Raw genomic sequence first — 26777 nt, forward strand, 5'->3', positions numbered from 1 at the left:
GGAGTCAGGACGCGAATGGGCCGCGTACCTGGAATCCGCCATGCGGAGCTCCGGCCTGACCCAGGCCGAGCTCGCCCGGCGCAGCGGCCTCGCCGAGTCCATGGTGTCGCGCTGGCTGCGCGGGCTGAACCAGCCCGACGTCCCGAACCTGCGGCGCGTGCGCCCCGTGCTGGGCGTCCCGATGCTGGAGCTCATCGTCGCGGCCGGCTACCTCAGCCTCGAGGAGGCCGAGCTGCAGGACGCGCCCGTGCCGCCGGCACCGGTCCAGGTCGGCATCTCGACCGAGGGACTGACCACCGACCAGGTCCGCCAGCTCGAGGACTTCGTCACATTCCTGCGCGCGCAGAACGGCCCGCGCGCCGTCGAGTCGATCGCGCCGGCTCCGGAGGCACCCGCCGAGCCGCTGCGCTACGCGGCGTACGGCGGAGCCAAGCTGAGCCAGGATCAGCAGGCCAGAGTGCGTGAACAGGCCCGGTTGGCCCGGGAGGAGGCGGCCCGGTCCGGCCGGCAGGTCGTGTTCCTCGACGAGCAGGACGACCAGCGCCGCTGAGCCGGACGACGGAGCGACCGGGCACCCCCACGCCAGGGCTTGGTACCCCGGGCTCTGGTGTGGTTTCGTAGTCGGGCGACTCCTCTCGTCATGCCCACATCCCCGGGGGTTCCGTGGTCGATCCGTCCCTGCTCAGGCAGGCGAGCGATCGTGGGGTCACCATCTGCTTCGCGGACCTGGACGGCGCGGACGGGCTCTGGGTCCCGGAGGAGCGCACCGTCCTGGTGAACCGCGGGCTGAGCGAGGCCAAGGTCGCCGAGGTCATCGAGCACGAGCTCACGCACGTCATGATCGACGACCAGCACGCCGACCTCGACGCGGGGCGGGACGTGCTGATCGGCCGTCCCCCGCTGCGGTCCCGGCGCTGGGTCGTCGGCCTGGCCGCGGCCGGGATCGTCGCCGTGGTCGGCGGCGTCACGCTCGGCATGAAGGCGAACGGCGGCCCCGCCGACGAGCAGGTCGCGCCGCCGCAGCACGGGCTGACCGCGAGCGAGTCCGGACAGGCTCCGCCGTCGCCGGTCCTCAGCCCGTCCGTCGGCCCGGACGGCCGGATCGTCTACGTGACGGTGACCGCACCGGCCCGGTCGGCGCCGGCCGTCAGCCCCAGCGGCACCCCGGCCGGAAAGCCCGCCTCGACGAGGAGCCCGATGGCGACCTCGCCGGCGCCGAAGGCGACCGTGCCCGTGCCCCCGCCCGCGACGGTCTCCCCCACCCCGCCGCCCGCGAGCATCCCGGCCAATCCGCCGGTGACGCCGACCCCCGACCCGACGACGCCGGAGGCGCCGGTGGACACGACGCCGCCCGGCGCCGGCGCGAGCCTGCCCGGGGACGGCGACACCGGCGCGGGCGCGGCCAGCGGCGACGCTCCGGTGGGTGGGGATGCTCCGGTGAGCGGCGACGTCCCGGTGAGCGGCGACGTCCCGGTGAGCGGTGCGGCCGACGCGAGTGACGTCCTGATCGCGGCGAGTGGCGTGGCCGACGCGGTGGTTGCCCCGACCGGCTGACTCGGCGCGTCGCAGCTTGCGTACTGCGACCGGACGGACGAGGCTTCCGCGGTCGTCAGCAGTACGTTCTGGAGGTCCGTCGGTGCGCAGGGCAGTGCGGCGCGCAGCCGCGCTAACAGTGGTCGGTTTCCTCGGCGTACTGGTGGCCGCGGTCGGCGTGGCGGGCGCCCGCAACGCCCCGGCCGCGCCGGAGGTCTCGGACCAGCGGCAGCAGGAGATCACCGCGGCCGCCGCGCAGTACGGCGTGCCCGCGCCGCTGCTCGTGGCGCTGGCCGGCACGCTCTCCGGTTTCGGGGCGACCGACCCGAGGCTCGACGGCGGCCACGGCCTGTTCCGGCTGGCCGACGGCACGCCGGCCCTGGACGGCCGCGGCGGCATCGCCGACACCCGGGTCGCCCAGGTCCGCGCGCTGGCCGGCCACGACCCGGCCACCCGCGCGCTGGCCACCGCCGCCGGTCTGGCCGGCACCTCCGCGGCCGGCGCCCGGGACGTCCCGGCCGAGGGCGCCCGGGCCGCCGCCGCGCTGCTCGCCTCGTACGGGAAGCAGGCCGCCGGCGGCGCCCTGCCCACCTCCCTCCTCGGCTGGTACGGCGCGGTGGCCCGGTTCGCCACCGGCGACTCGATGACCGGCCGGGCCGTCGCCGACGACGTGTTCGCCCAGCTGCGGGCGGGCCTGCCGGCGACCGTGGTGGCCGGCCAGCGGTTCTCCATCGCCGCCGACCCGGCGGCCGCGCTGCCGGCCGGGCCGGGCGAGGCCGTCACCGGCGAGTGCCCGGCCGGCTGCCGGCTGGTGCCGGCCGCGGGCTACCAGCCCGGCGACCGGACCACCGTGAACCAGGTCGTGATCTCGACCGCGCCGGCCGGCTACAGCGCGACGATCGCCGCGGCCCAGCGGGCCAGCGCCCGGTGGAGCGCGCACTACGTGGTCCGCGCCGCCGACGGCGCGGTGACCCAGACCGTGCTGCTGCGCGACGTCGCCTGGGACGCCGGCAACCCGACCGTGGACGCCGGCTCGGTCGGCATCGCGGTCGAGGCGAACCCGACCCCGGCCGCGTACGCGTCGGTGGCCCGGCTGCTGCGTTACCTCGCCGGCCGCGGGCTGACCCTGGACCGGCAGCACCTGCTGGGCATGGACGAGGTCGCGGGTGCGCCGGTCTCGCTGCAGTCCGGCTTCGACTGGGTCCGAGTGCTGCGTGCGGCCGGCGCTCCGCTGACCGCGCAGGCGTTCCGGGCCGACCGGGTCGTCACCGTCGCCGCCCCGGGCCTCGTGCTGCGCTCCGCGCCGGGCGGCGCCGCGCTGGCGGACCAGCCCGCGGTCGGCCGGTCCCTGGCCGTGGCCGGGACGACGGACGGCTGGACCGAGGTCTGGTACGGCGGCCGCGCCGCGTACCTGTCCGACCCGGCCGGGACCCGGACGCTGCCGGGCGACGCCGACCGCGTCACCCCGATCTCCACCGCCGTCCCGGTCTTCGGCGCGGCGGAGTCCGGCACCCCGGTGGGCACCCTCGGCACCGGCCAGGCCGCCGTCCTGCTCGACCCGGACGCGGTCGGCGACTACCTCACGATCGGCTTCGGCGACCACATCGGCTACGTCGCCGCCACGGACGTCACGCTGCAGCTGGACTGACCCTCGCCCGGCCCTGTCCGGACAGGAAGGCTGGATCCGTCCGTACCCGCCTCGACGAGGAGGCTCAGTGCGCCCTCTCCGCGCGCTCACCATCGGGTTCGCCGCCGCGCTCCTGCCGCTCACGTTCGTGTCGGCCTTCGGCGGGCGACGGAGTCGGTGGCGGTGTTCAGGCCCTAGTCGTGACCCGGGAGTTCTTCCCGGGTCCGGCTGACCAGCGGGATCACCAACCAGAGCACGACGAAGACGGCGGCGACCCCGGCGCTGAACCAGAGCGCCGGGGTCTCCCCCAGCACCTCCTCCAGGATGAACAGCACCACCCCGACCAACGCGACCGACAGGCAGGCCAGCCCGCCCAGCGCCATCCGGTGCGAGACCTGGACCAGGTCGTCCTTCTGGTTGTGCCGGAAGACGATCCGGTGGAACGCGACCGGGCCGACCAGCAGCGCGGTCGCGGCCGCGGCGGCCAGCAGCGTCACCACGTACGTGACCCGCTGCAGCGTGCTGATCATCGTGAACCGGTCGGTGAACACGACGGTGAGCAGCGAGGCGAACAGGATCTGCACGCCGACCTGCGCGACCCGCAGCTCCTGCAGCAGCTCGCCGTAGTTGCGGTCGAGCCGCTGCGCCTGGGTCTCGTCGTGCCCGGCCGCACCGCCGGATCTCTCGCTCACGCCGCAGGTCTACCCGCGCGAGCCGGTCCGATCCATCCGCCCCGCCGATCCCGGTGCCGGCCCCGGTCGTGCGTCGGGTTCAGGTCCGGCGTGGGCGTGCGCCGGGTCCGCGTCCGGCGTGCGCCGGGGGCGAAAACGGCTGCCGGGGTGGGCGGCCGCCGGGCTAGTGTCAGCGATCGTGTCGCTCGACATCCGCCACCCCGACCTGTCCGAAGCCGCCGAGCTCATGCGGAACGTCGGTACCGCGTTCCTGAAGCCGAGCAGCCGCGACGCCCCGCGGACCGAGTTCTGGCTCAAGCACGTCCGGCCCGACCTCAACCGCACCTGGGGCGCCTTCGACCGCGGCAAGGCGGTCGGCAGCCTGCGCAGCTTCCCGATGGAGCTGACCGTCCCCGGCGGCCGTACGGTCCCGGCCGACGCGATCTCGATGGTGACCGTCGCCCCGACCCACCGCCGCCGCGGGCTGCTCACCGGGATGATGGGCCAGGACCTGGCCGCCGCGGCCGAGCGCGGTGACATCGCCGCGATCCTGGTCGCCTCGGAGTGGCGCATCTACGGCCGGTACGGCTTCGGCCCGGCCACCGAGGCGGCCGAGTGGACCGTCGACAAGCTCCGCGTCGGCGCGCCCGTCCCGGCCGGCGACCTCGAGCTCATCGGCCCGGCGGAGCTGCGCGCCGTGGCCCCGGCCGCGTACGACCGGGCCCGGCTGTTGCGGGCCGGCGGCCTCAGCCGGCCGGAGCCGCGCTGGGACCGCGACTTCGGGCTGGTCTCGGCCGACGGCGGCCCGCCGGACTGGGACGGCCGCGCGGTCGTGCACCGCGACGGGGCCGGCGAGGTCGACGGCTACCTGCGCTGGCACTCGTCCTGGGACGTGAGCGGGAACTCCGAGCTGACCGTGGACGAGCTCGTCGCGGCGACCGACGCGGCGTACCGGGACCTCTGGTTCTTCGCGCTCGCGGTCGACTTGATCACGGTGGTGAAGGCGCGGAGCCGGCCGGTGGACGAGGCGCTGCCCTGGCTGGTCGGCGACGGCCGGTTCGTCCAGCAGACCGACCGCTACGACAAGCTCTGGCTGCGGCTGCTGGACGTCCCGGCCGCGCTCACCATCCGCGACTACGGCGGCGCGGGGAGCCTCGTGCTGGAGATCGTCGACCCGGCCGGGTACGGCGCCGGCCGGTTCGCGCTGGACGCCGGCCCGGACGGCGCGACCTGTGTGGCGACCACCCGCTCGGCCGACCTGACCCTGCCGGTGACCGCGCTCGGGTCGGCGTACCTGGGTGGCCATCGGCTCGGGACGCTGGCCGCCGCGGGCCTGGTCGACGAGCACACCCCGGGCGCGACCCGGGCCGCCGATCGGCTCCTCGCCCCTGACCGTGCACCCTGGGCCACCCTGCACTTCTGATCAGGTTTACCCGCCCGTAGGTTGCCGACCTGCGTCGTTACCCCTATCGTCCGCCTTGACGGTTACCGGCGACCGAGCGGGGCACGGCATGGCGTTGATCAGCGGCGGAGTCCTCACCCGCGTCCGCGGCCGGCTCACGCGGGACGAGTGGCTGCGGCTGGTGGGCATGGCCGCGTTCGTGGTCCTGCTGCACGTCGTCGGCTGGGTGACGCTGGTCGCGCTGCTCGCCCCGCGGCATTACGACCTCGGCAGCGCCGGCGGCGTGTTCGGGATCGGGCTCGGCGTCACCGCGTACACGCTGGGGTTGCGGCACGCGTTCGACGCCGACCACATCGCCGCGATCGACAACACCACCCGGAAGCTGATGACCCAGAAGCAGCGGCCGCTGTCGGTCGGCTTCTGGTTCTCCCTCGGCCACTCCTCGATCGTGTTCGGACTCTGCTTCCTGCTGGCGATCGGGATCCGCGCCCTGGCCGGCGAGGTCTCGGACGAGAACTCCGGGCTGCAGCAGACGACCGGCCTGATCGGCACGCTGGTCTCCGGGGTGTTCCTGACCCTGATCGCGATGATCAACCTGGTCGTGCTGATCGGCATCGTGAAGGTGTTCCAGAAGATGCGCGGTGGCACGTACGACGAGGCCGAACTGGAGCGCAGGCTGGACGAGCGCGGCCTGCTCAACCGGGTCCTCGGCCGGGTCACCCGGGCCGTCACCAAGCCCTGGCACATGTACCCGGTGGGCCTGCTGTTCGGCCTCGGCTTCGACACCGCCACCGAGGTCTCGCTGCTGGTGCTGGCCGGCGGCGCCGCCGCCACCGCCCTGCCCTGGTACGGGATCCTGGTCCTGCCGGTCCTGTTCGCCGCCGGCATGAGCCTGCTCGACACGATCGACGGCTGCTTCATGAACTTCGCGTACGGCTGGGCGTTCTCCAAGCCGGTCCGCAAGGTCTACTACAACATCGCGATCACCGGCCTCTCGGTCGCGGTCGCGCTGATCATCGGCGGCGTCGAGCTGCTCGGCCTGCTGGCCGAGAAGGCCGGCCTGACCGGCGGGTTCTGGGGCTGGGTCTCCTCCATCGACCTCAACTACGTCGGCTACGCGATCGTCGTGCTGTTCGTGGTGACCTGGATCGTCGCGCTGGCCGTCTGGCGCTTCGGCCGCATCGAGGAACGCTGGAGTGCGCCGGCCCCGGACTGACCGGTCTCTACGGTGTGCGGATGGCGAAGGGACCCGCGGCGCTGCCGGCCGAGATCGACGGGCCGGCCCACGGCGACCGGCTGGCGCTGCTCGCCCGCCGGGCCCGGACGGCCGGCGCGCAGGACCTGACCGGGCTGCTGGCCGACCTCGGCTCGGGCGGCCGCTTCCAGCGCGCGAACGCCCTCTTTCTCGCCGCCGCCGAAGAGTAACTGCTTGACAAGAGTTGTTTCGAAAGCTTCACTTCGAAACATGTCTTCCGAACGACGGCGGCTCACCTCGGCCACCGAGCTGCGCGCGCTGAGCCATCCCACCCGCATCGCCCTGCTCGAGCTGCTGGACGAAGTGGGTCCGCTCACCGCGACCCAGGCCGGCGAGCGGCTCGGCGAGTCCCCCGCGAGCGCCTCGTTCCACCTCCGCACGCTGGCCAAGTACGGCTACGTCGAGGAGGCCGAGGGCGGCAAGGGCCGGCAGCGGCCCTGGCGGACGGTCCCGGTCGCGAACGACATCCCGGACGACGAGCTGAACGCCGAGGCCAAGATGGCCGCCGACGCGCTGCTGCAGCTGATCCGGGAGCGCGACCTGAACCGGCTGCGGGCCTGGGACTCCGCCCGCTCGCTGTATCCGAAGGCCTGGCGGGAGGCCTCCCAGGAGATGCGGCTGGTCCTGCATCTCACCGTCGAGGAGCTGGCCGCGCTCACCGCCGCGATCGAGGCGACGGTCCAGCCGTACATCGACAACGCGCGGCAGGCGAACCAGCGGCCGGACACGCTCCCGGTCTCCTTCGGCCTGCACGCCGTCCCCACGTCCCGGCACGGTCAGGAGGACCAGTCATGAGCAGCCTGCTGCGCAACCGCAACCTGCGGATCTTCCTGGGCATGGACGCGCTGTCGCTGACCGGCAGCAGCGCGCTCTGGCTGGCGCTGGGGATCTGGGTCAAGGCGCTGACCGGCAGCACCACCGCCGCCGCCATGGTGATCTTCGCGGTGCTGGTGGCGCCGGTGCTGCTGGCGCCGGCCGCCGGGATGCTGGTCGACCGGGTCCGCCGGCGGCCGCTGCTGGTGCTGGTCAACGTGGTCTCGGCCGGGGCCGTGCTGCTCCTGCTGCTGGTGCACGACCGCGACCAGCTCTGGCTGATCTACGCCGTCGCCGCCCTGTACGGCGCGTCCTGGGCGCTGCTGCGCTCCGCCCAGTCGGCGCTGCTGCGGAGCCTCGCCGCCGACGACGAGCTGATCGCCGCCAACGGCGCCCTGCAGACGGTCGCGGCGCTGTCCCGGCTGCTCAGCCCGATCGCCGGCGCCGGCCTCTACGCCGCGGTCGGCCCGCACTCGGTCGCGCTGCTGGACGCGGCGACCTTCGTCGTGGCCGCGGGCGGGCTGCTGCTGATGCGGGTGACCGAGCCCGCCCCGGCCCGGTCCGAGGGACGCTGGCTGGCCGAGGTCGGCGCCGGCCTGGGCCACCTGCGCCGGACCGTGGTGCTGCGGCAGATCGTGACCGCGGTCGCGCTGGCGATGCTCGTCATCGGGTTCATCGAGGTGGTCATGTTCGCGGTCGTCGACCAGGGCCTGCACCGCTCCCCCGCGTTCCTGGGCGTGCTCGACCTCAGCTTCGGCGCCGGGTCGGTGGCCGGCGGGCTGCTGGCCGCGACCGTGGTCAGGCGGCTCGGGGCCGGCACCGCGGTGACCGCCGGGCTGGTCGCGGTCGCGGCCGGGATGGCGCTCACCGTCGTGCCGGTGGTGGCGGTCGCGGTGGCCGCCATGGCGATCGTCGGGCTGGGCGTCCCGCCGATCGTGGCCGGGCTGTCGATCACGCTGCAGCTGCGGACGCCGGCGCACCTGCTGGGCCGTACGTCCTCCGCGGTCGACGTGCTCATCTCCGGACCGCAGAGCCTGTCGATCGCGCTCGGCGCGGCGCTGGTGGCGGTCGTCGACTTCCGGATCCTGGCCCTGGTGATGACCGCCGGGATCCTGCTCGCCGCGGCCTGGCTCGGCACCCGCCCGGAGCAGCGCACGCCCGCGATCCCGGCTCCGGCCGAGCCGACGGCCCAGCCGGAGCCGGTCGCGATCACCCTGCCGGGGCCGGCTCCGGTACGGGAGCCGGTGCCGGTGCCTGCTCCTCCGGCTGGTTGATCGGCGACCGCACGTCCGCGCTGGCCAGGAACTCCTGCACGGTTCGCTCGGGTCCCCAGCGCCGCCGCATCCACAGGTAGACCAGGAAGGCCGGGATCCCGAAGAACGTCTGCGCCGGCACCACGAAGTTGTTCGACCCGCGGGTGACCGCGTCCAGCACGAGCGGCGCCAGCCCCGGCCCGAGCGAGCCGAACACGATCACCACCGCCAGCGCCACCCGCCAGGCCCGCCGCCCGTACGCCTTGAGCGCGGCGATCGTGAACAGCGCGTACACCAGCAGGTCGCCGATGCCGATGTTGGCGTTGTAGATGCCCAGCCGCATCCCGATCGACGGGTCCAGCGGGTAGCCGATGAACGCGTCGGCCAGCAGCGGCGTGAGCGGGATGAGCTGGCTGAAGGTGAAGTCGTAGAAGGCGAGGAACAGCGCGAACCAGGCCACGTGCCGCAGCCGCATGCCGCCCTGGACGTAGAGGTTGGCCACGGCGGACGCGCCGAGCAGCACGATCACGCTGGTCTCGGCCCAGTAGACCTGCCAGCCGCCGACAGTGCCGAGCGAGGTCCGGGCGATCCAGATGTTCGCCCCCAGCAGCAGGCCGATCCCGGCCCACAGCGGTGCCGGCGCGACCACCGGCCGGTAGCCGATCGACAGCGACGCGACGAACGTGATCACCAGGAACGATGTCAGCGCCCAGTGCGGCAGGATCAGGTAGAGCATCGGCAGCGCCACGATGAAGACGAACAGCACGACCACGTCGCGACCGTTGAAGGTCCCCACCGCCGGCCGCTCCAGCCGGACCCGGCGCAGGTAGCCGGTGGCGAACAGGCAGGTCGCGATCGCCCCGAACAACACGACCGCGACCTGCACCATGGTCTGCGGGACGAGCATGTCGACCATCGGACGCTCCGTTCAGACGGTGGTGAAGCTGGTCTCGAGCAGGTCGGCCCGGACGGTCCGCAACTCGCGGCCGTTCCCGGGCACGGGACGCAGGTCGACGTCCAGGCCGCGGTCGGCCAGGTGTTCGCGGGTGCCGTGCTCGCCGATCCCGGCCAGCGCGCTCGCCGGCACGGTGAGGGTGAGCCGGCCCTCGATCACGTCGGCCCGGAACCGGGCCGGCCAGGGCGCGGACGGCAGCGCCTCCCAGGCCTCGATCACCTCGCGGGGGGTGACGATGCCGGCCGCGGTCTCGTACAGGCCGCCGGCCTTGCCGAGGATGGCCGAGGTGGCCGGGATCGCGGCCAGCTCGCAGTCGGCCGGCTCGATCAGGGTGCGGACGACGTCGCGGGTGTCGTAGCGCAGCACCGGCATGCAGTCCCGGTACGGGAAGTACGGCGTGATGACCAGCGTGCCCAGCTCCCCCGGCGCGGCCGGCCCGGACCCGTCCATGGCCACCACCTCGACCAGCCCCATGTTGAGGTCCGGATGCAGGTGGCCGAGCGAGCAGCTGCGGCCGGAGACCGGCAGCACCTCGGTCATCGCGAACGTGTCGTTGACCAGGTCCAGCCCGAACGTGGCCCGGGCCGCCGCGGCCACCGCCGGGGACAGCACCTCGCCGCCGACGTCGGCCCGCCGCAGCGCGAAGTCGGCCGGTCCGAGCCCGCGGGCCCGGGCCCGGACCACCAGCTTGGCCAGGTACGACGGATAGGTGGCGAGCATCGTCGGGCCGCCGTCGAGCAGCGAGTCGAGGCTCTCGTCCGGCGGCAGCACGCCGAGCACCCGGCTGCGGGCGCCGACCAGCCGGCACAGCGTGACGTCCTGCTGCACGGCGGCGGTCGCCCGCGAGCTGATGTTGACCTGCATGCAGTCCTCGGGGCCGATCTCGGCCCGAAGCACGCCGGACAGGGCCGCCATCGCCGGCCACAGCTGGGTCTCGTACGCGGACAGCCAGACCTCGGCCGGCCGACCGGTGGTGCCGGTGGTCCGGGTGGACAGCACGGCCTCCACCCCGCGGCAGCGGAAGTCCGCCGGCCGGGCCCGCAGGTCGGCCTTCACCGTGACCGGGACGCCGGCCAGCGTCCCGGCGGTGGCCTTGGCCGGGTCCACGTCGGCGGCGGCGAACCGCTCGGCGTAGAAGGGGGACAGCTCCGCCAGCCGCTTCGCGGTTCGCCGGACCGAGCGGTCGGTGAACTCCTGCCGGGCCGCGGGGTCGGCGAACGGCCCGTCGGTGAGCTGCTGGACGTCCGCCCCGGGCGAGCCGAACTCGGCCAGCGTGGCGCGCGCGTCCGCGACGAGCTTGTGCACGACGTCGGGGTTGATGCGGTGTCCCCACACCATCGCCATCGCCATCCGGAACTGCCGCACCCCGGTCTCGAACATCCTGTTGCTCCCTTGTCGGAAGGTGGGCGGGGGCCGGCGCCCGTCACGTTGCCCCCGGCGGCCGAGTAGCGGCCGACCGGCGCGACGGGCACCGGCCCGGTTCGCTCAGGAACCGCCGGCGCACGCCGCGAACAGCACGGCGGTGAGCGAGCCCATCGCGTACCGAGCGTGCTTGACGCTGCTGATGAGAGCGGACATGTGGCGACCTCCTCTCGGGCCTGGGAGGGACGGGGCCGGCGGGGCGGTCGCGACAGCGCCGGGCCGGGGTAAGGGGGCCGCGCCTAGGAGTCGGTGACCGTCACCCTGACGGTCATCTCCGGGTGCAGCGAACAGGTCACCGAGTACGTGCCCGGGGTGTTCCAGGTCGCGGTCGTGTACGTCTGGCCGGTCTGGCTGAGGAACGCGCCGCGCGGGCCCAGCGACGGCGCGCCGGGCTCGGAGGTGATCCGGCCGTCCTCGCCCGGGCCGATGACGTGCAGCCAGCGGGAGTCGTTGACGAAAGTGAGGGCCGTACCGCGGCGGATCTTTACGGCCGCGTACTCGTCGCCCTCGGCTCCGGCGGCGGGGTCCGCGTCGACGTCGGCGACGGTGAACGTCTCGTGCCCCATCCCCACGGTGCCGGTCGGCGCGGGCTCCGGGCTCCTGGTGACTCCGGGTATCAGAGCACCGGCCACCAGCAGCGGAACGGCCAACAGGACGCGGGGAAGAGGCACAGGTTCCTCCAGAAAGGTGCGGGTCTGACCACCAGCACCGTCCGAAGGGGCATTCTTCGTGCGGTCGCTCAGAGTGTTGAATCACTCCCGCCATGCTGTCAATGAATTCGGCGAATCCTGCCCGATAAGGCCGTGTAAGGCCGATCGCGGTGCGTCCGTTCGGCGGATTGCCTAAATGCAACCTTGTCCGGACAAGTAGCGGGAGTGGGCCGCCGAACGCCCACCGCCCGCCTCGGAGCGACCCGAGGCGGGCGGTGGGGCAAGGTTGAGGTACTAGCGGGGCGTGCCCTAGTTCGGCGGCGGGCCGCCCTGGGCCGGGTTCCCGCCGGACGGCGGCCCGTGGCGGGTCGGCTGCTGCTGTCCCGACGGCGGTCCGGCGTACGGCGCCGGCTGCGAGGGCGGCAGCGCGCGCGGCGCGTCGTCCTCGTCGGTCGGGTCGTCGGCGCCGTCGGGCACGTCGAAGGACAGGTTCGAGTGCGCCGCGGCCGTCTCGGAGTCCCGGTCGGACGCGCGGATCTCGGCCTCCGGCTGGAGCCGGGCCGGCGGCAGCTTGGAGTCGAACCAGTCCTCCGTGTCCAGCGACTGGTACGGCGGCCGGGTCGAGGGAGCGTCGCCGGACCGGCCGGCCTCGGTCAGCCAGCTGGCGCCGTTGCCCTCGGCTCCGGCGGCCGGGGCCTGGCCGGTGATCCCGGCCAGCCCCTGCAGCGCCTGGGAGAACTCGCTCGGGATGATCCAGAGCTTGTTCGCGTCGCCCTGGGCGATCTGCGGCAGTGTCTGCAGGTACTGGTACGCCAGCAGCTTCGGGTCCGGGTCGGCGGCGTGGATCGAGGCGAACACGGTCTCGATCGCCTTGGCCTGGCCCTGGGCGGCCAGGTAGCGCGCCGCCCGCTCACCCTCGGCCCGCAGGATCCGGGACTGCCGCTCGGCCTCCGCGGCCAGGATCGCGGACTGCTTGCCCCCCTCGGCGGCGAGGATCTGGGCCGCCTTCTGGCCCTCGGCGGTCTTGATCGAGGACTCCCGGGCGCCTTCCGCCTGCAGGATGATCGCCCGCTTGTCCCGGTCGGCGCGCATCTGCTTCTCCATCGCGTCCTGGATGGACAGCGGCGGGTCGATCGCCTTGAGCTCGACCCGGGCGACCCGGATCCCCCACTTGCCGGTGGCCTCGTCCAGCTCGCCGCGCAGCTTCGAGTTGATCTGGTCCCGCGAGGTCAGCGTCTGCTCCAGGTTCATCGAGCCGACCACGTTGCGCAGGGTGGTGACGGTGAGCTGCTCGACCGCCTGGATGTAGTTCGCGATCTCGTACGTCGCCGCGCGCGGGTCGGTGACCTGGAAGTAGATGACCGTGTCGATGTTCACGGTCAGGTTGTCGGCGGTGATCACCGGTTGCGGCGGGAACGAGACGACCTGCTCGCGCAGGTCGATCGTGGCGCGGACCCGGTCAGCGAACGGGATCAGCACGTGCGGGCCGGGCAACAGCGTGCGCGAGTAACTGCCCAGTCGCTCCACCACGCCGGCCCGGGCCTGCGGGATGATCCGGATGCTGCGGACCAGCACCACGACGATGAACAGGATGACGACGAGGAGGGCGATCAGGCCGGCTGTCATGACTGCTCCAGTGCGTTATGTGTGCCGGGAGGACGAACCGCGCCAGTGCGGGGTTCCCCGGGTTCTCTCACTCGTGCGACCAGACGACGGCGGTGGCGCCGCGGATCTCCATCACCTGCACGGTCGCCCCGACCGGCAGGACCTGCAGCGGGTCGTAGGACTGGGCGGACCACTCCTCGCCCGCCAGCTTGACCCGGCCGCCGTGCTGGTCGACGGTCCGCACCACCACCGCGTTGCGGCCCTTGAGGGCCTCGATGCCGGTGCGCTGGGCGTTGGTCAGCGGCACCTGCAGCCGGCGCTTGGCCAGCGGCCGGACCACGGCGACGAGCCCGAGCGAGACGATCGCGAAGACCCCGACCTGCACCACCGCACCGGCCCCGAGCGCTGCCGCGCCCGCCGTGGTCAGGGCCGCGACCGCCAGCATGATCAGGACGAGGTCGAGCGAGAGCGCCTCGGCGATGGCCAGCACGCCGGCCGCGATAAGCCAGATCAACCACCCGGGCACAGGGCCATTCTCCCACGGTCGGGCTAACCGGACCGGCCGACGGTCACGAAGTCGATCAATTCCTCCATCGCCCTGAGCAGCGGGACCTCGAGGTCCGCGTACGAGTCGACGGCGGCCAGCACCCGGCGCCACCCGTCGCGCGGGTCGCCCCAGCCCAGCCGGGTGCAGATGCCGGTCTTCCAGTCCTCTCCCCGGGGCACGACCGGCCAGCGGGCGATGCCGAGCGAGGACGGCTTCACCGCCTGCCAGACGTCCACGTACGGGTGGCCGAGCACGAGCACGTCCGGATCGGTGACCGCGGCGACGATGCGGCTCTCCTTGGTGCCCGGCACCAGGTGGTCGACCAGGACGCCGAGGCGGTGCTCGCGGTCCGGCCGGAACCCGCGGACCGCCCCGGCCAGGTCGTCGATGCCGTCCAGCGGCTCCACCACGACCGCCTCGATCCGCAGGTCGTCGCCCCAGACCCGCTCGACCAACGCGGCGTCGTGCACGCCCTCGACCCAGATCCGGCTGCCGCGGGCGACCTGGGCCCGGACGTTGGCGACGGCGACCGAGCCGGAGGCCGTACGTCCCGGCTTCCTCGTCGCCGGCGCCGCGACCGGGCGGGTCAGCGTGACCAGCCGGCCGTCGAGCCGGAAGCCGGCCGGCGCGAGCGGGAACATCCGCCGCCGGCCGTGCCGGTCCTCCAGCGTGACCGCGTCCTTCTCGCAGGCCACGACCGCACCGCAGAAGCCGGTACCGGCCTCCTCGACCACCATTTCGGGTTCGGCCGGCACGGCCGGGATCGTCTTCTTCTTCCGCCAGTCACCGGCCAGCACGTCGGTCCCGTAGTCGTCGCTGCGCACGTCCGGACCGTACGGGCCGGGATCGACGGGTCCGGGGTGGCGCGCCGGGTTCCGATGTGCCGTGTCGGACGGAGCACGTAGGGTTGCCGGCGTGAGGGTGCGCTCCGGGGTGTTCGCCGCCTGGACGTCGGCCTGGCTGGCCGGCGAGGCGGCGTACGACGACGTGGTCGGCCGGGTGACCGGCGACGACGAGCCGCACCGGGTGACCGCGCTGCCGGGCGTCGAGGGCGAGCAGCCGCTGGGCTGGGCCCTGCCGGTGCTGCGGGAGCGCTCGCCCGAGGGCATCCGTACGGTCCTGCCGGTCGCGGGCGACCCGCGCGGGCTGCCGGGCCCGGGGCCGTTCACGACCGCCGCGCTGGCGGCGGGCGAGGCCGTGGTCGGGCGGGGCATCGGGCTGGTGCCGCTGGTGACCTCGCACGGGTCGGTGCAGGACCGGACCGAGTGCGTGCTCTGGAGGGCGTACGTGATCACGGAGCCGACGCCGGACCCGCTCACCGTCGCCGAGGCCGAGTACGACCTGACCGCCGCGACCCGGGACGCCGCCTCCGCGCTGGCGGCCCTGGACGTGGCCAGCTGGCGGCCCGAGGTCGCCGGCGAGCTGGCCCGGATGCGCCGCGGGGTGACGCCGGACCTGCCGCCCGGGCACGAGGCGCGGGCGGTGCGGCTGCTGGCCTCGGCCGACCGGCTGTCCGCGGTGCTGGACCTGGCCCGGGCCGACTCGCCCGGCAGCGCCGTGAACGGGGCCGAGGCCCGGGCCCGCGACGACGCGCTGCGCCCGCTGGTGACCGCGGTCCGCCGCGCCCGCCTGGCCGCCTACAACGCGGTCCCCTCCCGGCACCGCTGAGACTTCCGCACTCCCTGACCGCCCGGCCGAGCCGCGGCGGGTGCCGGGCGCGCGGCCGCGGCGGGTGCCGGCCGCCGTCTCGGCGGGCGGGTCAGGGGTTGGGGATCGGGCGGCGGCGGGGGGCGGGGCAGCAGTCGAACGGGCAGACGTCGTGGCTCGGACCCATCGGGCCGAGCGCGCGGGCCGGCGCCCCGGACCGGCGCTCGTCGACGAGCTCGCGGACCATCGCGACGAACCGTGGGTCGGTGCCGACGGTGGCGGCCCGGGCGTACCCGAGCCCGAGCTTGGCCGCGGTCGCCGCCGCCTCCTCGTCCAGGTCCCAGAGCACCTCGACGTGGTCGGAGACGAACCCGATCGGCGAGACCACCACCGACCCGGTCCCGGCCTCGGCCAGCGCGCAGAGGTGGTCGTTGACGTCCGGCTCCAGCCAGGGCACGGACGGCGGACCGGACCGCGACTGCCAGACCACGTCGAACTCCGCGCCCGGCCCCCGGACGGCCTCCGCGACCAGCCGGGACGCCTCCCGCAGCTGCGCGGAGTAGAGGTGCCCGCCCGGGCCGCTGGCGTCCTCCATCGACTGCGGGATCGAGTGCGCGGTGAACACCAGCCGGGCGTCCGGCAGCGACTCCAGCGCGGCCCGGACGCCGTCCGCGGCCGGCTCGACGAACCCGGGGTGGTTGAAGTAGTGCCGCAGCTTGTCCAGCTCCGGCGCGTCCGCCCCCACCGCGGCCCGGGCCCGGACCAGGTCGTCCTGGTACTGACGGCATCCCGAGTACGACGTGTAGGCCGAGGTCACGAACACCAGCGCCCGCCGTACGCCGTCGTCGCGCATCGCCGCGACGGTGTCCTCGACCAGCGGGTGCCAGTTCCGGTTGCCCCAGTGGACCGGCAGGTCGACGACCTCCCGGATCGCCGCCAGCAGGGCCCGGTTCTGGTCGTTGATCGGCGAGACCCCGCCGAAGTGGGTGTAGTGCTCGGCCACGTCCAGCAGCCGCTCCCGCGGGACGCCGCGGCCCCGGACCACGTTCTCCAGGAACGGCAGGACGTCCTCGGGTCCCTCGGGACCGCCGAAGGACAGCAGCAGCAACGCGTCGTACTCGGGGCTCACCGGTCCATCCTGCCGGACCGCCGGGCTACACGCCCGTCGCGTGGAACCCGCCGTCGGCGTGCACGATCTCGCCGGTCACCGCCGGCATCCAGTCCGAGAACAGCGCCACGCAGGTGCGGGCGACCGGCTCCGGGTCGGTGATGTCCCAGCCGAGCGGCGCCCGCTCGTCCCAGACGTCCTCGAAGCGCTTGAATCCCGGGATCGACCGGGCCGCCATCGTCCGCAGCGGGCCGGCCGCGACCAGGTTGACCCGGATGCCGCGCGGGCCGAGCTCGCGCGCCGTGTACCGGGCCGCCGACTCCATCCCGGCCTTGGCCACGCCCATCCAGTCGTACGCGGGCCAGGAGATCGTGGCGTCGAAGGTGAGCCCGACGATCGAGCCGCCCCGCTCCGGCAGCAGCGGCAGCGCGGCCTTCGCCAGCGCCGGCAGCGAGTACGTCGAGACGTGCACCGCGGTGGCGACGTCCTCCCAGGGCGTGTCCAGGAAGCCGCCGCCCAGGCAGGACGCCGGCGCGAACCCGATCGAGTGCAGCACGCCGTCGATCCCGTCGACGTGCTCGCGGACCCGCTCCGGCAGCGAGGCCATCGCCTCCGGGCTGGTCACGTCGAGCTCGACCACCGGCGCCGGCCCGGGCAGCTTCTTGGCCACCCGCTCCACCAGCGACATCCGGCCGAAGCCGGTGAGCACGACCGTGGCGCCCTGCTCGATCGCCACCCGGGCCACCGAGTACGCGATCGAGGCGTCGGTGATCACGCCGGTGATCAGCAGCCGCTTGCCGTCGAGCAGACCCATCTAGTGCCCCATCCCCAGTCCGCCGTCCACCGGCACCACGGCGCCGGTGACGTAGCCGGCCGCCTCCGACGCGAGAAACGTGACCACCCCCGCGACCTCCTCCGGCGTCGCCAGCCGCTGCAGCGCCACCTGGCTCTTGATGGTGGCGATCTGCGCCTCCGGCAGCGCCGCGGTCATGTCGGTCTGCACGAAGCCGGGCAGCACGATGTTGACCGTGATGCCGCGGGAGCCGAGCTCCTTGGCCAGCGACCGGCCGAAGCCGATCAGCCCGGCCTTGGCCGCCGCATAGTTGGTCTGGCCCGGGCTGCCGGTCAGCGCGACCACCGAGGAGACCAGGATGATCCGGCCGGTGCGGGCCCGCAGCATCTTGCCCGCGGCCCGCTTCGACAGCCGGTACGCCGCGGTCAGGTTGGCGTCCAGGACCCGGGTGAACTGGTCCTCGCTCATCCGCAGCAGCAGCGTGTCGTCGGTCATGCCGGCGTTGGAGACCAGCACCTCGACCGGCCCCTGCTCCGCCTCGACCGCGGTGAACGCGGCGTCCACTGCGGCGCTGTCGGTCACGTCGCACTGCACCCCGAACGTGCCCTCGGGCGCGCCCTGACCCCGGTGCGTGACCGCGACCTTGTCACCCTGATCGGCGAAGGCGCGGGCGATGGCGAGGCCGATGCCCCGGTTGCCGCCGGTGACGAGCACGGATCTGGTCACGACCGCGAACCCTATAGTCCAGGCGTGCGCTGTATCCAGATTCGTCGGTTCGGTGGGCCGGAAGTGCTCGAGGTCGCCGACGTCCCGGAGCCGTCGCCGGCCCCGGGCAGGCAGGTCTACGAGGTCACCGCGGCCGGCGTGAACTACGCCGACACGCACCAGACCGAGGACTCGTACCTGGCCCCGCAGACGCTGCCGCTGGTGCCGGGGGCCGAGTTCGCCGGGATCGGGGCGGACGGCCGCCGGGTGGTCGGCCTGCTCGGCGGCGGCGGGTACGCCGAGCGCGTGCTGGCCGCGGACGTGATGACCTGGCCGATCCCGGACGGGGTCGACGACGGCGCCGCGCTGTCGGTGGTCCTGCAGGGAGTGACGGCCTGGCACGCGCTGCGCACCTGCGCCCACCTGGCCGCGGGCGAGACCGTCGTCGTGCACGCCGCGGCCGGCGGGGTCGGCACGGTCGCCGTCCAGCTGGCCAAGGCCTGGGGCGCCGGCCGGGTGATCGCGCTCGCGTCCTCGGCCGAGAAGCGCGAGCTGGCGCTGTCGCTGGGCGCCGACGAGGCCGTCGACCCGGCCGTCGACGACCTCACCGCGGCGCTGCGGGCGGCCAACGGCGGCCGCCGGGTCGACGTGGTGCTGGAGATGACCGGCGGGGCGGCGTTCGACGCCAGCCTGCGGGCGCTGGCGCCCTTCGGCCGGCTCGTCACGTACGGGCAGGCGTCCCGGGAGACCCCCGCATCCATCGACCCGACCAACCTGATGGCCCACTCGACCGCGGTGATCGGCTTCTGGCTGGCACACGGCTTCCGGGACCCGGCCCGGTGGCTGACGCCGGGCATCACCGAGCTGCTGGCGATGCTGGCCGACGGGCGGCTGACCGCGGTCGTCGGCGGGACGTACGCGCTGGGTGACGTGGCCGACGCGCACCGTGCCCTGCGGGATCGGTCCTCGACCGGGAAGCTGGTGCTCGACCCCCGCCGGTGATCGCTGCTGCGGACGGGTGACCTGCGCCGATCGGGTTCTATCGGGACGGCGGGGCGACTACGGTGCTCCGCATGCAGTTCCTCGAGGGCGGTGCCACTGGGCCGAACGGGCGCGACAGCCGTACCGTGCGGTCCTCCGAGCAGGACCCGGCCGGCGAGGCCCCGGACGACACCGGCGGCCGCGGTTCGCTGATGTCGCGCTACCGCGGAGCGGGCCCCGCGCCCGCCGAGGACCAGGTGACGCCGCCGCTGCCCCGGACCGGCGAGCAGGGCGGGGCGCCGGGAGCGCCCACCGACAGCCCGTGGCGCGAGTCGAACTGGACCTCCGCTCCCCCGGTGCCGCCGGTCGCTCCCCCGGCCGCTTCGGCTCCGGCGCCCGCGGTCCCGTCCCCGGCGCCTGTGCCGGCCGTGCCTGGGGCGAGCCCGGCCTTCGGATCCGCGCCGGCGACGTCGGGTGCGCCGGGTGCGCCGGCCAGGCCTGCTGACAAGCCGGCCGAGCCCACCGCGAAGCCGGCCGAGCCCACCGCGAAGCCGGCCGAGCCCGCCGCCAGGCCCGGCGACGCCACCGGCCGGGCCGCCGGGGCTCCCGTCACCGAGGCCCGGGCCGCCGAGGCCCGGATCGCCGAGGCCCGGGTCGGCGGGGCTCCGGTCACGGAGGCTCCGGTCATCAAGGCGCCGACCACCGAGACCGTGACGCCCGCTCCTGAAGCGGAGATCCCGGCCGAGAAGCCGGCCCCGAAGGCCGAGACCCCGGCCGTCACCGCCACCCGCGGCACCACGCCCGGCAGCACCCCGGCCAGGACCGGGATGCTGGCGGCCGAGCACACCGGCGCGTTCAAGGACCGCTGGCGCGACCTGCAGGCCGACTTCGTCGACGACCCGCAGCAGGCCGTCCGCGGCGCCGGCGAGCTCGCCCGCGACGTGCTCGCGGCGCTGTCGGACAAGATCGCGGACTCGGAGCGGGTGGAGAGCTGGCAGGCCGAGGACGGCACCAGCGGCACCGAGGACCTCCGCGTCGCCCTCCGGCAATACCGCACCCTCGTCGACCGCCTGCTCGAGCTGTAGCTAGAGCCGGCCGGCCTCGCGCATCAGCAGCAGCGCGTACGCGGCCAGCGTGCTGTCGTCGGTGATGCGCCCGGTCCGGATCATCTCCTCGAACTCGTCCCGGCCGACCAGCCGCTGCCGCATGTCCTGCTCGGTCACCTCCCGCGCGGTCGGCCCGGGCGTCAGGTCGGTGGCGAGGAAGACGTCGAACCCCTGGCTGCTCATCCCGTACGCGCAGTGCAGGTGGCCGAGCTGCACCAGCGACCCGGCCCGCAGCCCGGTCTCCTCGGCCAGCTCGGCCCGGGCCAGCTCGGCCGGCGGCAGCACGGCGCCCCCGGCCGCGGTCCCCTGCGGGAACTCCCAGAACCGCCCGCCGACCGGGTAGCGGTACTGCTCGACCAGGTGGAAGCCGCCCGCCTCGGCCGGGATGACCAACGCGAAATCCGGCTTGTCGACCACCGAGTAGACCCCGTCGGACCCGTCCGGCCGGCGGACCTCGTCCTCCCGCAGCGACAGCCAGGGGTTGCGGTAGACCTCGCGGGTCGAGAGCTGCCGGACCACACCATCCATGTCCGGCAGCGTCACAACAATCGGTTGGACCAGGCCAACGACACGCCGGCCGCCGCGAACGCGAACAGCAGGCCGATGCCCACGAACCAGGTGGTGATCTCGCGGCGCTCGGTGGTGTAACCGATCTGGCTGCCGAGGTCGCGGTAGACGTTGCTCAGCTCCTCGGCCGAGGCCGCCGCGTAGTAGCTGCCGCCGGTGCCGTCCGCGATCTGCTTGAGCTTCTCGTGGTCGACCGGCACCACCACCCGCTGGCCCTCCAGGTCGATGAACCCGGTGTCGGTGCCGAACGCGATCGTGGAGACCGGGATCTGCTGCTGCTTGGCCGCGCCGACGGCCTGCTCGGGGCTGCGGCCCCAGGTGTTGCTGCCGTCGGACATGAGCACGACCCGGGCCGGCGCGTTCCCCTCGGTCGGATCGGTCCCCTGCAGCTGGGCCTGGAACGTCTTGACCGCGTCCAGGCAGGAGAAGATCGCCTCCCCGATCGCGGTCCGCTCGGCCAGCTGCAGGCCGTCGATCGCGCGCAGCACCGAGGCCCGGTCGGTGGTCGGCGAGACCGCGACCGTGGCCGTGCCGGAGAACGTCACCAGCCCGAGGTTGATCCGCGGCGGCAGCAGCCCGACGAACTCCTTGGCCGCGGCCTGGGCCGCCTCCAGCCGGTTGGGCGAGACGTCCTCGGCCCGCATCGACAGCGACACGTCGATCGCCATCATCACCGTGGCCCGGTCCCGCGGGACCTTCGTGTCCTTGGTCGGCTTGGCCATCCCGACGGTCAGCGAGGACAGCGCCAGCAGCAGCGCGGCGAAGGCCAGGTGCCGCCGCCAGCCCGGCCGCTTCGGCGCCAGCTTGCCGAGCAGGTCCAGGTTCGCGAAGCGGACCGCGTACGCCCGGCGGCGCCACTGCAGCACGACGTACAGCGCGAGCAGTGCCACGACCGCGGCGAGCAGCCAGAGCCACCCGGGCGAGAGGAAGGTACGGGTCACCGCAGTGCTGCCTTTCGTTCGCCTCGTCGGTCGCTCCGCTCCTCGGGCGGCCGTGGGGCGGGCCACCGCCCGGGGGCCCTGCGATGCTCACTCCCTCGTCGGCTCACCGCAGTGCTCCTCCGGAGGCGCCGCGCCGGCGCGCGGCCACGAAGCGGACCATGTCGACGAGCCAGTCCCGGTCCGTACGGAGCTGGAGGTGGGAGGCGCCGGCCCGGCGCAGGGCGGCGGCGATCTCGGCCCGCTGCGCGGTGGCGGCGGCCGCGTAGTCCTCCCGCAGCTGCTTCTTGCCGGTCTGGACCTCCAGCAGCCTGCCGCTCTCCGGGTCGACCAGCGTGAGCAGCCCGACCGCGGGCAGCCCGAGCTCGATCGGGTCGAGCACCTCGACCGCGAGCACGTCGTGCCGGACGGCCAGCGCCCGCATCGAGCGCTCCCAGTCCAGGTCGCCGAGGAAGTCGGAGATCACCACCGCGAACCCGCGCCGGCGCGGCGGCCGGCGCAGCGCCTCCAGCGCGGCGGCCAGGTCGCCCCGGTTGCCCTTGGCCGAGCGCGGCATCGCGACCAGCTTGCGCAGCAGCATGGTGGAGTGCACCCGGCCGGACTGGGCCGGGATCCGGTGCAGCGTCTCGCCGGTGGTGACGACCGCGCCGAACCGGTTGCCGCCCTTGCCGGTCAGGTGGGCCACCGCGGCGACCGCGGCGATGGCCAGGTCGCGCTTCTCGCAGCGGGCGGTGCCGAAGTCGAGGCTGGGCGAGAGGTCGACGACGGCCCAGGTCTCCAGCTCGCGGTCGGCGATGGTCTGCCGTACGTGCGGGATGGTGGTCCGGGCGGTGACCGCCCAGTCCATCCGCCGGACGTCGTCGCCCGGGTGGTAGTCGCGGGACTCCCCCGCCTCGCTGCCCGGACCGGGGACCAGACCGAGGTGGTTGCCCTGCAGCAGCCCGTCCAGCCGGCGGCGCACGGTCAGCTCCAGCCGGCGCAGCACCGCCGCGGCCTCGGCCGGACCGGCGTCGCGCAGGCTCGCCGCGCGCGCGGCCGGTCCGGCCGCCTCGGAGGGAACGGTCACGCGCTGCGCTCCTCGCCGGGACCGTTGGACAGCTGCTCCGGCGGCCGGCTCGGCTGCTGGCCGGTCGGGGGCCCGGACGGCGGCATGGCCGGGGTGGCGCCGGTGGCCGGCGCGTAGCCCTGGCCCTGCGACCCGTACGGCCCGCCGGCCGCCCGCTGCCGCGGCGTGACCTGGGGCAGCGGGACGCTCTGCAGCACCCGGTGCACGACGTGCTCGGCCGGGACGCCGTCGGCCAGCGCGTCGTAGGAGAGCACCAGCCGGTGCCGCAGCACGTCCGGCGCGATGTCCAGCACGTCCTGGGGCAGCACGTAGTCCCGGCCGCGCATCAGGGCCAGCGCCCGGGACGCGGCGATCATGCCGAGCGACGCCCGCGGACTGGCGCCGTACGCCACCCAGCCGGCGACGTCGGTCATCCCGTGGTCGGCCGGCGTCCGGGTCGAGAGCACCAGCCGGATCACGTAGTCGACCAGCGCGTGGTGCACGAACACGTGGCTGGCCGCCTCCTGCAGGCGGATCAGGTCGGCCGGGCTCAGCACCTGGTCCGCGACCGGGGCCTTGACCCCCATCCGGTAGACGATCTCCCGCTCCTCCTCGCCGGTCGGGTAGTCCACCACGACCTTCATGAGGAACCGGTCACGTTGCGCCTCGGGCAGCGGGTAGACGCCCTCGGACTCGATCGGGTTCTGCGTCGCCATCACCAGGAACGGCCGCGGCATCGGGTACGTGGTGCCGCCGATCGAGACCTGCCCCTGCGACATGACCTCGAGCAGGGCGGACTGCACCTTGGCCGGCGCCCGGTTGATCTCGTCGGTGAGCACGAAGTTCGCGAACACCGGGCCGAGCTCGGTGTCGAAGCGGTCCGAGCCGGGCTTGAAGATCCGGGTGCCGACGATGTCGGAGGGGACCAGGTCCGGGGTGAACTGCAGGCGGGAGAACGTGCCGCCGGCGACCGCCGCGAGCGTCTCGACCGCGAGCGTCTTGGCCACACCGGGCACGCCTTCGAGCAGGCAGTGGCCCTTGGCCAGCAGGCAGACGAGCATCCGCTCGACCATCCGGTCCTGCCCGACGATCACCCGCTTGACCTCGAACAGCGCGCGCTCCAGCAACTGCGCGTCCCGCGCCGGAGTGTGGGCCGGACCGCCCCCGACCGCTGTCTCGACCATCCGCGTCGCCGCCTCCCCCGGCCGGCCGCAGCCGGACCGCGCTCGATCCTGGTGACCAAGCGAACCCCAGCGGCCGTGAGACCGGCGTGAGGTAGCCGTCCGTACGCCTCTGACCTGGGAATTCGATTTAGGGTGAACCGAACGACCGATCGGCGCGAACGTCACGGAGAGGGACCGTCTGGCGTCGCTGCGGCCGTTCGGGTGATCTTCGGATCCTGTTGTCGCACCCTGGCATCGACCTGGTGTAGCTTTGCCACGCGTCGGGCGGCTCCCCCCGTGGCCGCCCGACGCCCAGAATGTCTGTCTGTTTCCGGCGTGACAGAATTAACGCCGATGACTTCCTCGCTCGACACAGAGCTTCTCTGTTCGGCCAAAGGCTGCAAGCAGGCGGCGGTATTCGCGTTGCTCTGGCGCAACCCGAAGATCCACACCGCCGATCGGACCAAGCGCTGGTTGGCGTGCGAGGACCACCGGGCCACGCTCGCGGATTTCCTGGCCCGACGCGACTTCCCGCTGCGGGTGGAGCGGCTCTAGACCGTCATCCGCCGATTGCCGACATGGGACGGTCCGGCTGCCGGAAATCCGGCCCGTCGATCCCGTGCCCGGCCTTCTTGCCACCCACCGAGGCGATGAATCGGCGGGCGATCTCGGCGTCGTCCGCGCCGTCCCGCAACGCCGCCCGCAGGTCGCTCTCGGTCGTCGCGAACAGGCAGTTGCGCAGCTGCCCGTCGGCGGTCAGCCGGACCCGGTCGCAGTCGCCGCAGAACGGCCGGGTGACCGCGCCGACGACGCCGACCCGCGGCTGCCGGTCCGGCCAGTCCGCCCGGCCCGGGCCGTCGAGCACCGCCCAGGTCTCGGCCGGGGCGCTGCCCCGATCGGGGTCCGGGACCGGCGCCAGGTCGTACACGGCCTGCAGCCGGTCGAGGATCTCGTCGGCGGTGACCATCACGGACCGGTCCCAGCCGTGCTGGGCGTCCAGCGGCATCTGCTCGATGAACCGGAGCTGGAAGCCCTCGCGCAGCGCCCAGCCCAGCAGTTGCGGCGCCTCGTCGTCGTTGGCCCCGCGCAGCAGCACCGAGTTGACCTTGACCGGGGTCAGCCCCGCGTCCCGGGCGGCGGCCAGGCCGGCCAGCACGGCCGCGTGCTTGTCCCGGAAGGTGATCTGCTTGAAGCGGGCCGCGTCCAGTGTGTCGAGCGAGACGTTGACCCGGTCCAGACCCGCCTCGGCCAGGGCCTTCGCGTCCCGGCCGAGCAGGATCCCGTTCGTGGTGATGGACAGCTCCGGCCGTGGCTCGAGCGCCGCGAGCCGGGCCACCAGCGCCGGCACGCCGCGGCGCAGCAGCGGCTCGCCGCCCGTGAGCCGGACCTCGGTGACGCCCAGGGAAACCGCCACCCGCACCACGCGGACGATCTCGTCGTCGGTCAGCAGGGTCGCCTTGGGCAGCCAGGCCAGGCCTTCCTCAGGCATGCAGTACGAGCAGCGCAGCGAGCAGCGATCGATCAACGAGACCCGCAGGTCGGTCGCGACCCGGCCGAACCGGTCGACCAGCTTTCCGGGTGCCGTCACCCCATCAGGGTAGTCACGATCCGGGCCGGGCTGCCCCGATGTAGCCGTTGGACCACATGTAGGAGATCTTGACCACATCTCCGGTCTGCGGCGCCTGCACGATCCGGCCGCCGCCGATGTAGATCGCGACGTGGTGGATCGAGCCCGGGTCCGAGGTGTTGTACGCCCAGAAGACGAGGTCGCCCGGCATCAGGTTCGACCGGGAGATGTGCTGCCCGGAGTTGAACTGGTAGCCGGAGTAGTGCGGCAGCGAGACGCCGACCTGGGCCCAGGCCCACAGCGCCAGCCCGGAGCAGTCGAAGCCGGTCGGGCCACCCTGGCCCCAGGTCGGGCCGCCGGCGTTGCCGCCGCCCCAGGAGTACGGCGTGCCGAGCCACTGCAGGGCGATGTCGGCCACCCGCTGGCCCTTGGACGCCGACCAGCCGCCACCGCCGTTCCAGCGCGGCACGCTGACCGAACGGCTGCCGCTGCCGCTGGACCGGCTGGGGCGGGAGGACTGCGAGGACTGCGAGGCCTGCGCCGCCGCGGCTGCCGCGTCCCGGGCCGCCGCCGCGGCCTTCAGCGCCCGCTGTCGGGCGGCCTCGCGGGCCGCCGCCTCGGCCTGGGCCTTCTTGTAGGCCTGGTAACGGGCGCGTTCGGCGTACAGGCCGTTGAGCTTGACCCGGGCGGCCTCGAGCTGGGCGTTGAGCTGGGCCTTCTGACCCTGCAGCGCGGACAGCTTGGCGCGGGCGTCGGCGACCTCGCGGGCGGCCTCGACCTTCAGCTTCTCGGCCCGGTCGGTCGCCGCCTTCTGGGCCGCGAGCAGCTGCCGGGCGGTGGACTCGGAGTTGGCCTTCTTGACGTTGGCCCGTTGCAGCTGGCCCATCACGTCGAGCTTGTGCTTGCCGGCATAGTCGAGCAGGTCGGCCCGCTGCAGCAGGTCGGTCGGGCTCTCCGAGTCCAGCAGGGCGGTGGCGGCGGAGCCGACCGTGCTGCCCTGCATGTAGCTGTTGCGGGCGAACTTGGCGAAGTCCGCGCGGGCGGCCAGCACGGCCTTGGCCGACCTGCCGACGTCGGCCTTGGCGGCGGCGGCCTTCTTCGTGGCGGTGTCGAGGTCCACGACGGCCTTGTTGTACTTCTCCACCGCCAGCTCGGCCCGGTCCTGGGCCCGGCTGGCCTCGCCGTCGGCCTTCGCGACCAGGCCGGTGAGCCGGCCGACCTCGGCCGCCTTCTTGTTCTTGGCCTGCTGCGCGGCGGTGATCGCACCATTGCCCGGATCGTGCGGCCGTGCTTCCGCGATGTGCGGAACGAGCGTGACGGTCAGGGCGGCGATCGTGGTCACGATCGCCGTCCGGATCAGAGTCCTCGTTCTGTGCACCACATACCCCCCATGCGCAACGACGGGCACACCCTGCCACGCTGGC

At 74.0% G+C, this 26777-nt stretch carries 28 protein-coding genes; 12 read left to right on the forward strand and 16 right to left on the reverse strand.

The window, feature by feature from the left end:
* Positions 1 to 40 precede the first annotated feature (40 nt).
* The 3 genes from VGP36_11535 to VGP36_11545 all read left to right on the forward strand — a co-directional run bounded on the left by VGP36_11535 (position 41) and on the right by VGP36_11545 (position 3181).
* On the forward strand, positions 41 to 550 hold the full coding sequence (locus VGP36_11535) for a helix-turn-helix transcriptional regulator (GenBank protein ID HEV7655345.1): 510 nt from the start codon (positions 41 to 43) through the stop codon (positions 548 to 550).
* A gap of 113 nt (positions 551 to 663) precedes the next feature.
* Entirely contained in the window at positions 664 to 1554 is an 891-nt protein-coding gene (locus tag VGP36_11540; GenBank protein ID HEV7655346.1) for a DUF6782 family putative metallopeptidase, read from the forward strand.
* A gap of 82 nt (positions 1555 to 1636) precedes the next feature.
* Positions 1637 to 3181 (forward strand): peptidoglycan recognition family protein, encoded by a 1545-nt coding sequence (locus tag VGP36_11545; protein ID HEV7655347.1) that lies wholly within the window; start codon positions 1637 to 1639, stop codon positions 3179 to 3181.
* Between the two features lie 173 nt (positions 3182 to 3354).
* On the opposite strand, the gene VGP36_11550 is transcribed toward VGP36_11545, so the two are convergent.
* Positions 3355 to 3852, reverse strand: coding sequence for a DUF6328 family protein (locus VGP36_11550; GenBank protein HEV7655348.1), 498 nt, complete (start codon positions 3850 to 3852; stop codon positions 3355 to 3357).
* Between the two features lie 178 nt (positions 3853 to 4030).
* On the opposite strand from VGP36_11550, the gene VGP36_11555 reads away from it, so the two are divergent.
* From VGP36_11555 to VGP36_11575, 5 genes are all read left to right on the forward strand, one after another.
* Entirely contained in the window at positions 4031 to 5254 is a 1224-nt protein-coding gene (locus VGP36_11555) for a GNAT family N-acetyltransferase (protein HEV7655349.1), read from the forward strand.
* An 88-nt stretch (positions 5255 to 5342) separates the two neighbouring features.
* Positions 5343 to 6449, forward strand: a complete 1107-nt coding sequence (locus tag VGP36_11560) for a HoxN/HupN/NixA family nickel/cobalt transporter (GenBank protein HEV7655350.1) — start codon at positions 5343 to 5345, stop codon at positions 6447 to 6449.
* A 20-nt stretch (positions 6450 to 6469) separates the two neighbouring features.
* A complete protein-coding gene (locus tag VGP36_11565) occupies positions 6470 to 6658 on the forward strand; it encodes a hypothetical protein (GenBank protein HEV7655351.1) in 189 nt (62 codons plus the stop codon).
* A gap of 40 nt (positions 6659 to 6698) precedes the next feature.
* Positions 6699 to 7283 carry a winged helix-turn-helix domain-containing protein gene (locus VGP36_11570; protein ID HEV7655352.1) on the forward strand — a complete coding sequence of 195 codons (585 nt, stop codon included), beginning with the start codon at positions 6699 to 6701 and terminating at the stop codon, positions 7281 to 7283.
* Complete coding sequence (locus VGP36_11575) at positions 7280 to 8575, forward strand: MFS transporter (GenBank protein ID HEV7655353.1); 1296 nt, start codon at positions 7280 to 7282, stop codon at positions 8573 to 8575. The genes VGP36_11570 and VGP36_11575 overlap by 4 nt, the downstream gene beginning before the upstream one ends.
* Here VGP36_11575 and VGP36_11580 read toward each other — a convergent pair.
* The 6 genes from VGP36_11580 to VGP36_11605 all read right to left on the reverse strand — a co-directional run bounded on the left by VGP36_11580 (position 8511) and on the right by VGP36_11605 (position 14557).
* Complete coding sequence (locus tag VGP36_11580) at positions 8511 to 9470, reverse strand: hypothetical protein (GenBank protein ID HEV7655354.1); 960 nt, start codon at positions 9468 to 9470, stop codon at positions 8511 to 8513. The genes VGP36_11575 and VGP36_11580 overlap by 65 nt on opposite strands.
* A gap of 12 nt (positions 9471 to 9482) precedes the next feature.
* Positions 9483 to 10889, reverse strand: coding sequence for a hypothetical protein (locus VGP36_11585; GenBank protein HEV7655355.1), 1407 nt, complete (start codon positions 10887 to 10889; stop codon positions 9483 to 9485).
* Positions 10890 to 11170: 281 nt separating this feature from the next.
* On the reverse strand, positions 11171 to 11497 hold the full coding sequence (locus VGP36_11590; GenBank protein ID HEV7655356.1) for a hypothetical protein: 327 nt from the start codon (positions 11495 to 11497) through the stop codon (positions 11171 to 11173).
* 393 nt (positions 11498 to 11890) lie between these two features.
* Complete coding sequence (locus tag VGP36_11595) at positions 11891 to 13207, reverse strand: SPFH domain-containing protein (GenBank protein ID HEV7655357.1); 1317 nt, start codon at positions 13205 to 13207, stop codon at positions 11891 to 11893.
* Positions 13208 to 13274: 67 nt separating this feature from the next.
* The gene (locus tag VGP36_11600; protein HEV7655358.1) at positions 13275 to 13712 is read right to left on the reverse strand and encodes an NfeD family protein; all 438 of its coding nucleotides are present in this window, start codon (positions 13710 to 13712) and stop codon (positions 13275 to 13277) included.
* A gap of 23 nt (positions 13713 to 13735) precedes the next feature.
* Positions 13736 to 14557, reverse strand: coding sequence for a DUF3097 domain-containing protein (locus VGP36_11605; GenBank protein ID HEV7655359.1), 822 nt, complete (start codon positions 14555 to 14557; stop codon positions 13736 to 13738).
* A 91-nt stretch (positions 14558 to 14648) separates the two neighbouring features.
* On the opposite strand from VGP36_11605, the gene VGP36_11610 reads away from it, so the two are divergent.
* Positions 14649 to 15401 carry a hypothetical protein gene (locus tag VGP36_11610; protein HEV7655360.1) on the forward strand — a complete coding sequence of 251 codons (753 nt, stop codon included), beginning with the start codon at positions 14649 to 14651 and terminating at the stop codon, positions 15399 to 15401.
* Between the two features lie 91 nt (positions 15402 to 15492).
* On the opposite strand, the gene VGP36_11615 is transcribed toward VGP36_11610, so the two are convergent.
* The 3 genes from VGP36_11615 to fabG are packed head-to-tail and all read right to left on the reverse strand — an operon-like array spanning position 15493 to position 18007.
* Positions 15493 to 16509 (reverse strand): ferrochelatase, encoded by a 1017-nt coding sequence (locus VGP36_11615; protein HEV7655361.1) that lies wholly within the window; start codon positions 16507 to 16509, stop codon positions 15493 to 15495.
* Between the two features lie 25 nt (positions 16510 to 16534).
* Complete coding sequence (gene fabI, locus VGP36_11620; GenBank protein HEV7655362.1) at positions 16535 to 17302, reverse strand: enoyl-ACP reductase FabI; 768 nt, start codon at positions 17300 to 17302, stop codon at positions 16535 to 16537.
* Complete coding sequence (fabG, locus tag VGP36_11625; protein HEV7655363.1) at positions 17303 to 18007, reverse strand: 3-oxoacyl-ACP reductase FabG; 705 nt, start codon at positions 18005 to 18007, stop codon at positions 17303 to 17305.
* A gap of 24 nt (positions 18008 to 18031) precedes the next feature.
* On the opposite strand from fabG, the gene VGP36_11630 reads away from it, so the two are divergent.
* Positions 18032 to 18988 (forward strand): NADPH:quinone oxidoreductase family protein, encoded by a 957-nt coding sequence (locus VGP36_11630; protein ID HEV7655364.1) that lies wholly within the window; start codon positions 18032 to 18034, stop codon positions 18986 to 18988.
* Positions 18989 to 19059: 71 nt separating this feature from the next.
* The gene (locus VGP36_11635; protein HEV7655365.1) at positions 19060 to 20052 is read left to right on the forward strand and encodes a hypothetical protein; all 993 of its coding nucleotides are present in this window, start codon (positions 19060 to 19062) and stop codon (positions 20050 to 20052) included.
* On the opposite strand, the gene VGP36_11640 is transcribed toward VGP36_11635, so the two are convergent.
* From VGP36_11640 to VGP36_11655, 4 genes are all read right to left on the reverse strand, one after another.
* Complete coding sequence (locus tag VGP36_11640; GenBank protein HEV7655366.1) at positions 20053 to 20601, reverse strand: NUDIX hydrolase; 549 nt, start codon at positions 20599 to 20601, stop codon at positions 20053 to 20055.
* Positions 20602 to 20612: 11 nt separating this feature from the next.
* The gene (locus tag VGP36_11645) at positions 20613 to 21581 is read right to left on the reverse strand and encodes a VWA domain-containing protein (protein ID HEV7655367.1); all 969 of its coding nucleotides are present in this window, start codon (positions 21579 to 21581) and stop codon (positions 20613 to 20615) included.
* A gap of 103 nt (positions 21582 to 21684) precedes the next feature.
* On the reverse strand, positions 21685 to 22644 hold the full coding sequence (locus tag VGP36_11650) for a DUF58 domain-containing protein (GenBank protein ID HEV7655368.1): 960 nt from the start codon (positions 22642 to 22644) through the stop codon (positions 21685 to 21687).
* Positions 22641 to 23807 carry a MoxR family ATPase gene (locus VGP36_11655; protein HEV7655369.1) on the reverse strand — a complete coding sequence of 389 codons (1167 nt, stop codon included), beginning with the start codon at positions 23805 to 23807 and terminating at the stop codon, positions 22641 to 22643. The genes VGP36_11650 and VGP36_11655 overlap by 4 nt, the downstream gene beginning before the upstream one ends.
* A gap of 333 nt (positions 23808 to 24140) precedes the next feature.
* Between VGP36_11655 and VGP36_11660 the strand changes: the two genes are divergently transcribed.
* Positions 24141 to 24341, forward strand: a complete 201-nt coding sequence (locus VGP36_11660) for a hypothetical protein (GenBank protein ID HEV7655370.1) — start codon at positions 24141 to 24143, stop codon at positions 24339 to 24341.
* Positions 24342 to 24345: 4 nt separating this feature from the next.
* Here the strand turns inward: VGP36_11660 and moaA are convergent, their stop codons facing one another.
* Entirely contained in the window at positions 24346 to 25374 is a 1029-nt protein-coding gene (gene moaA / locus VGP36_11665; protein HEV7655371.1) for a GTP 3',8-cyclase MoaA, read from the reverse strand.
* 13 nt (positions 25375 to 25387) lie between these two features.
* Complete coding sequence (locus tag VGP36_11670; protein HEV7655372.1) at positions 25388 to 26695, reverse strand: NlpC/P60 family protein; 1308 nt, start codon at positions 26693 to 26695, stop codon at positions 25388 to 25390.
* Positions 26696 to 26777: the final 82 nt, after the last annotated feature.

The sequence above is a fragment of the Mycobacteriales bacterium genome (genome assembly GCA_035995165.1).
Taxonomy (GTDB): Bacteria; Actinomycetota; Actinomycetes; order Mycobacteriales; family CADCTP01; genus CADCTP01.

Coding starts and splice junctions, on each gene's coding strand:
- VGP36_11585 (HEV7655355.1), bottom strand. CDS start 10,889: ATGTTCGAGACCGGGGTGCGGCAGTTCCGGATGGCGATGGCGATGGTG.
- VGP36_11565 (HEV7655351.1), top strand. CDS start 6,470: ATGGCGAAGGGACCCGCGGCGCTGCCGGCCGAGATCGACGGGCCGGCC.
- VGP36_11575 (HEV7655353.1), top strand. CDS start 7,280: ATGAGCAGCCTGCTGCGCAACCGCAACCTGCGGATCTTCCTGGGCATG.
- VGP36_11595 (HEV7655357.1), bottom strand. CDS start 13,207: ATGACAGCCGGCCTGATCGCCCTCCTCGTCGTCATCCTGTTCATCGTC.
- VGP36_11570 (HEV7655352.1), top strand. CDS start 6,699: ATGTCTTCCGAACGACGGCGGCTCACCTCGGCCACCGAGCTGCGCGCG.
- VGP36_11580 (HEV7655354.1), bottom strand. CDS start 9,470: ATGGTCGACATGCTCGTCCCGCAGACCATGGTGCAGGTCGCGGTCGTG.
- VGP36_11635 (HEV7655365.1), top strand. CDS start 19,060: ATGCAGTTCCTCGAGGGCGGTGCCACTGGGCCGAACGGGCGCGACAGC.
- VGP36_11590 (HEV7655356.1), bottom strand. CDS start 11,497: ATGGGGCACGAGACGTTCACCGTCGCCGACGTCGACGCGGACCCCGCC.
- VGP36_11655 (HEV7655369.1), bottom strand. CDS start 23,807: ATGGTCGAGACAGCGGTCGGGGGCGGTCCGGCCCACACTCCGGCGCGG.
- VGP36_11660 (HEV7655370.1), top strand. CDS start 24,141: ATGACTTCCTCGCTCGACACAGAGCTTCTCTGTTCGGCCAAAGGCTGC.
- VGP36_11640 (HEV7655366.1), bottom strand. CDS start 20,601: ATGGATGGTGTGGTCCGGCAGCTCTCGACCCGCGAGGTCTACCGCAAC.
- VGP36_11560 (HEV7655350.1), top strand. CDS start 5,343: ATGGCGTTGATCAGCGGCGGAGTCCTCACCCGCGTCCGCGGCCGGCTC.
- fabI (HEV7655362.1), bottom strand. CDS start 17,302: ATGGGTCTGCTCGACGGCAAGCGGCTGCTGATCACCGGCGTGATCACC.
- VGP36_11535 (HEV7655345.1), top strand. CDS start 41: ATGCGGAGCTCCGGCCTGACCCAGGCCGAGCTCGCCCGGCGCAGCGGC.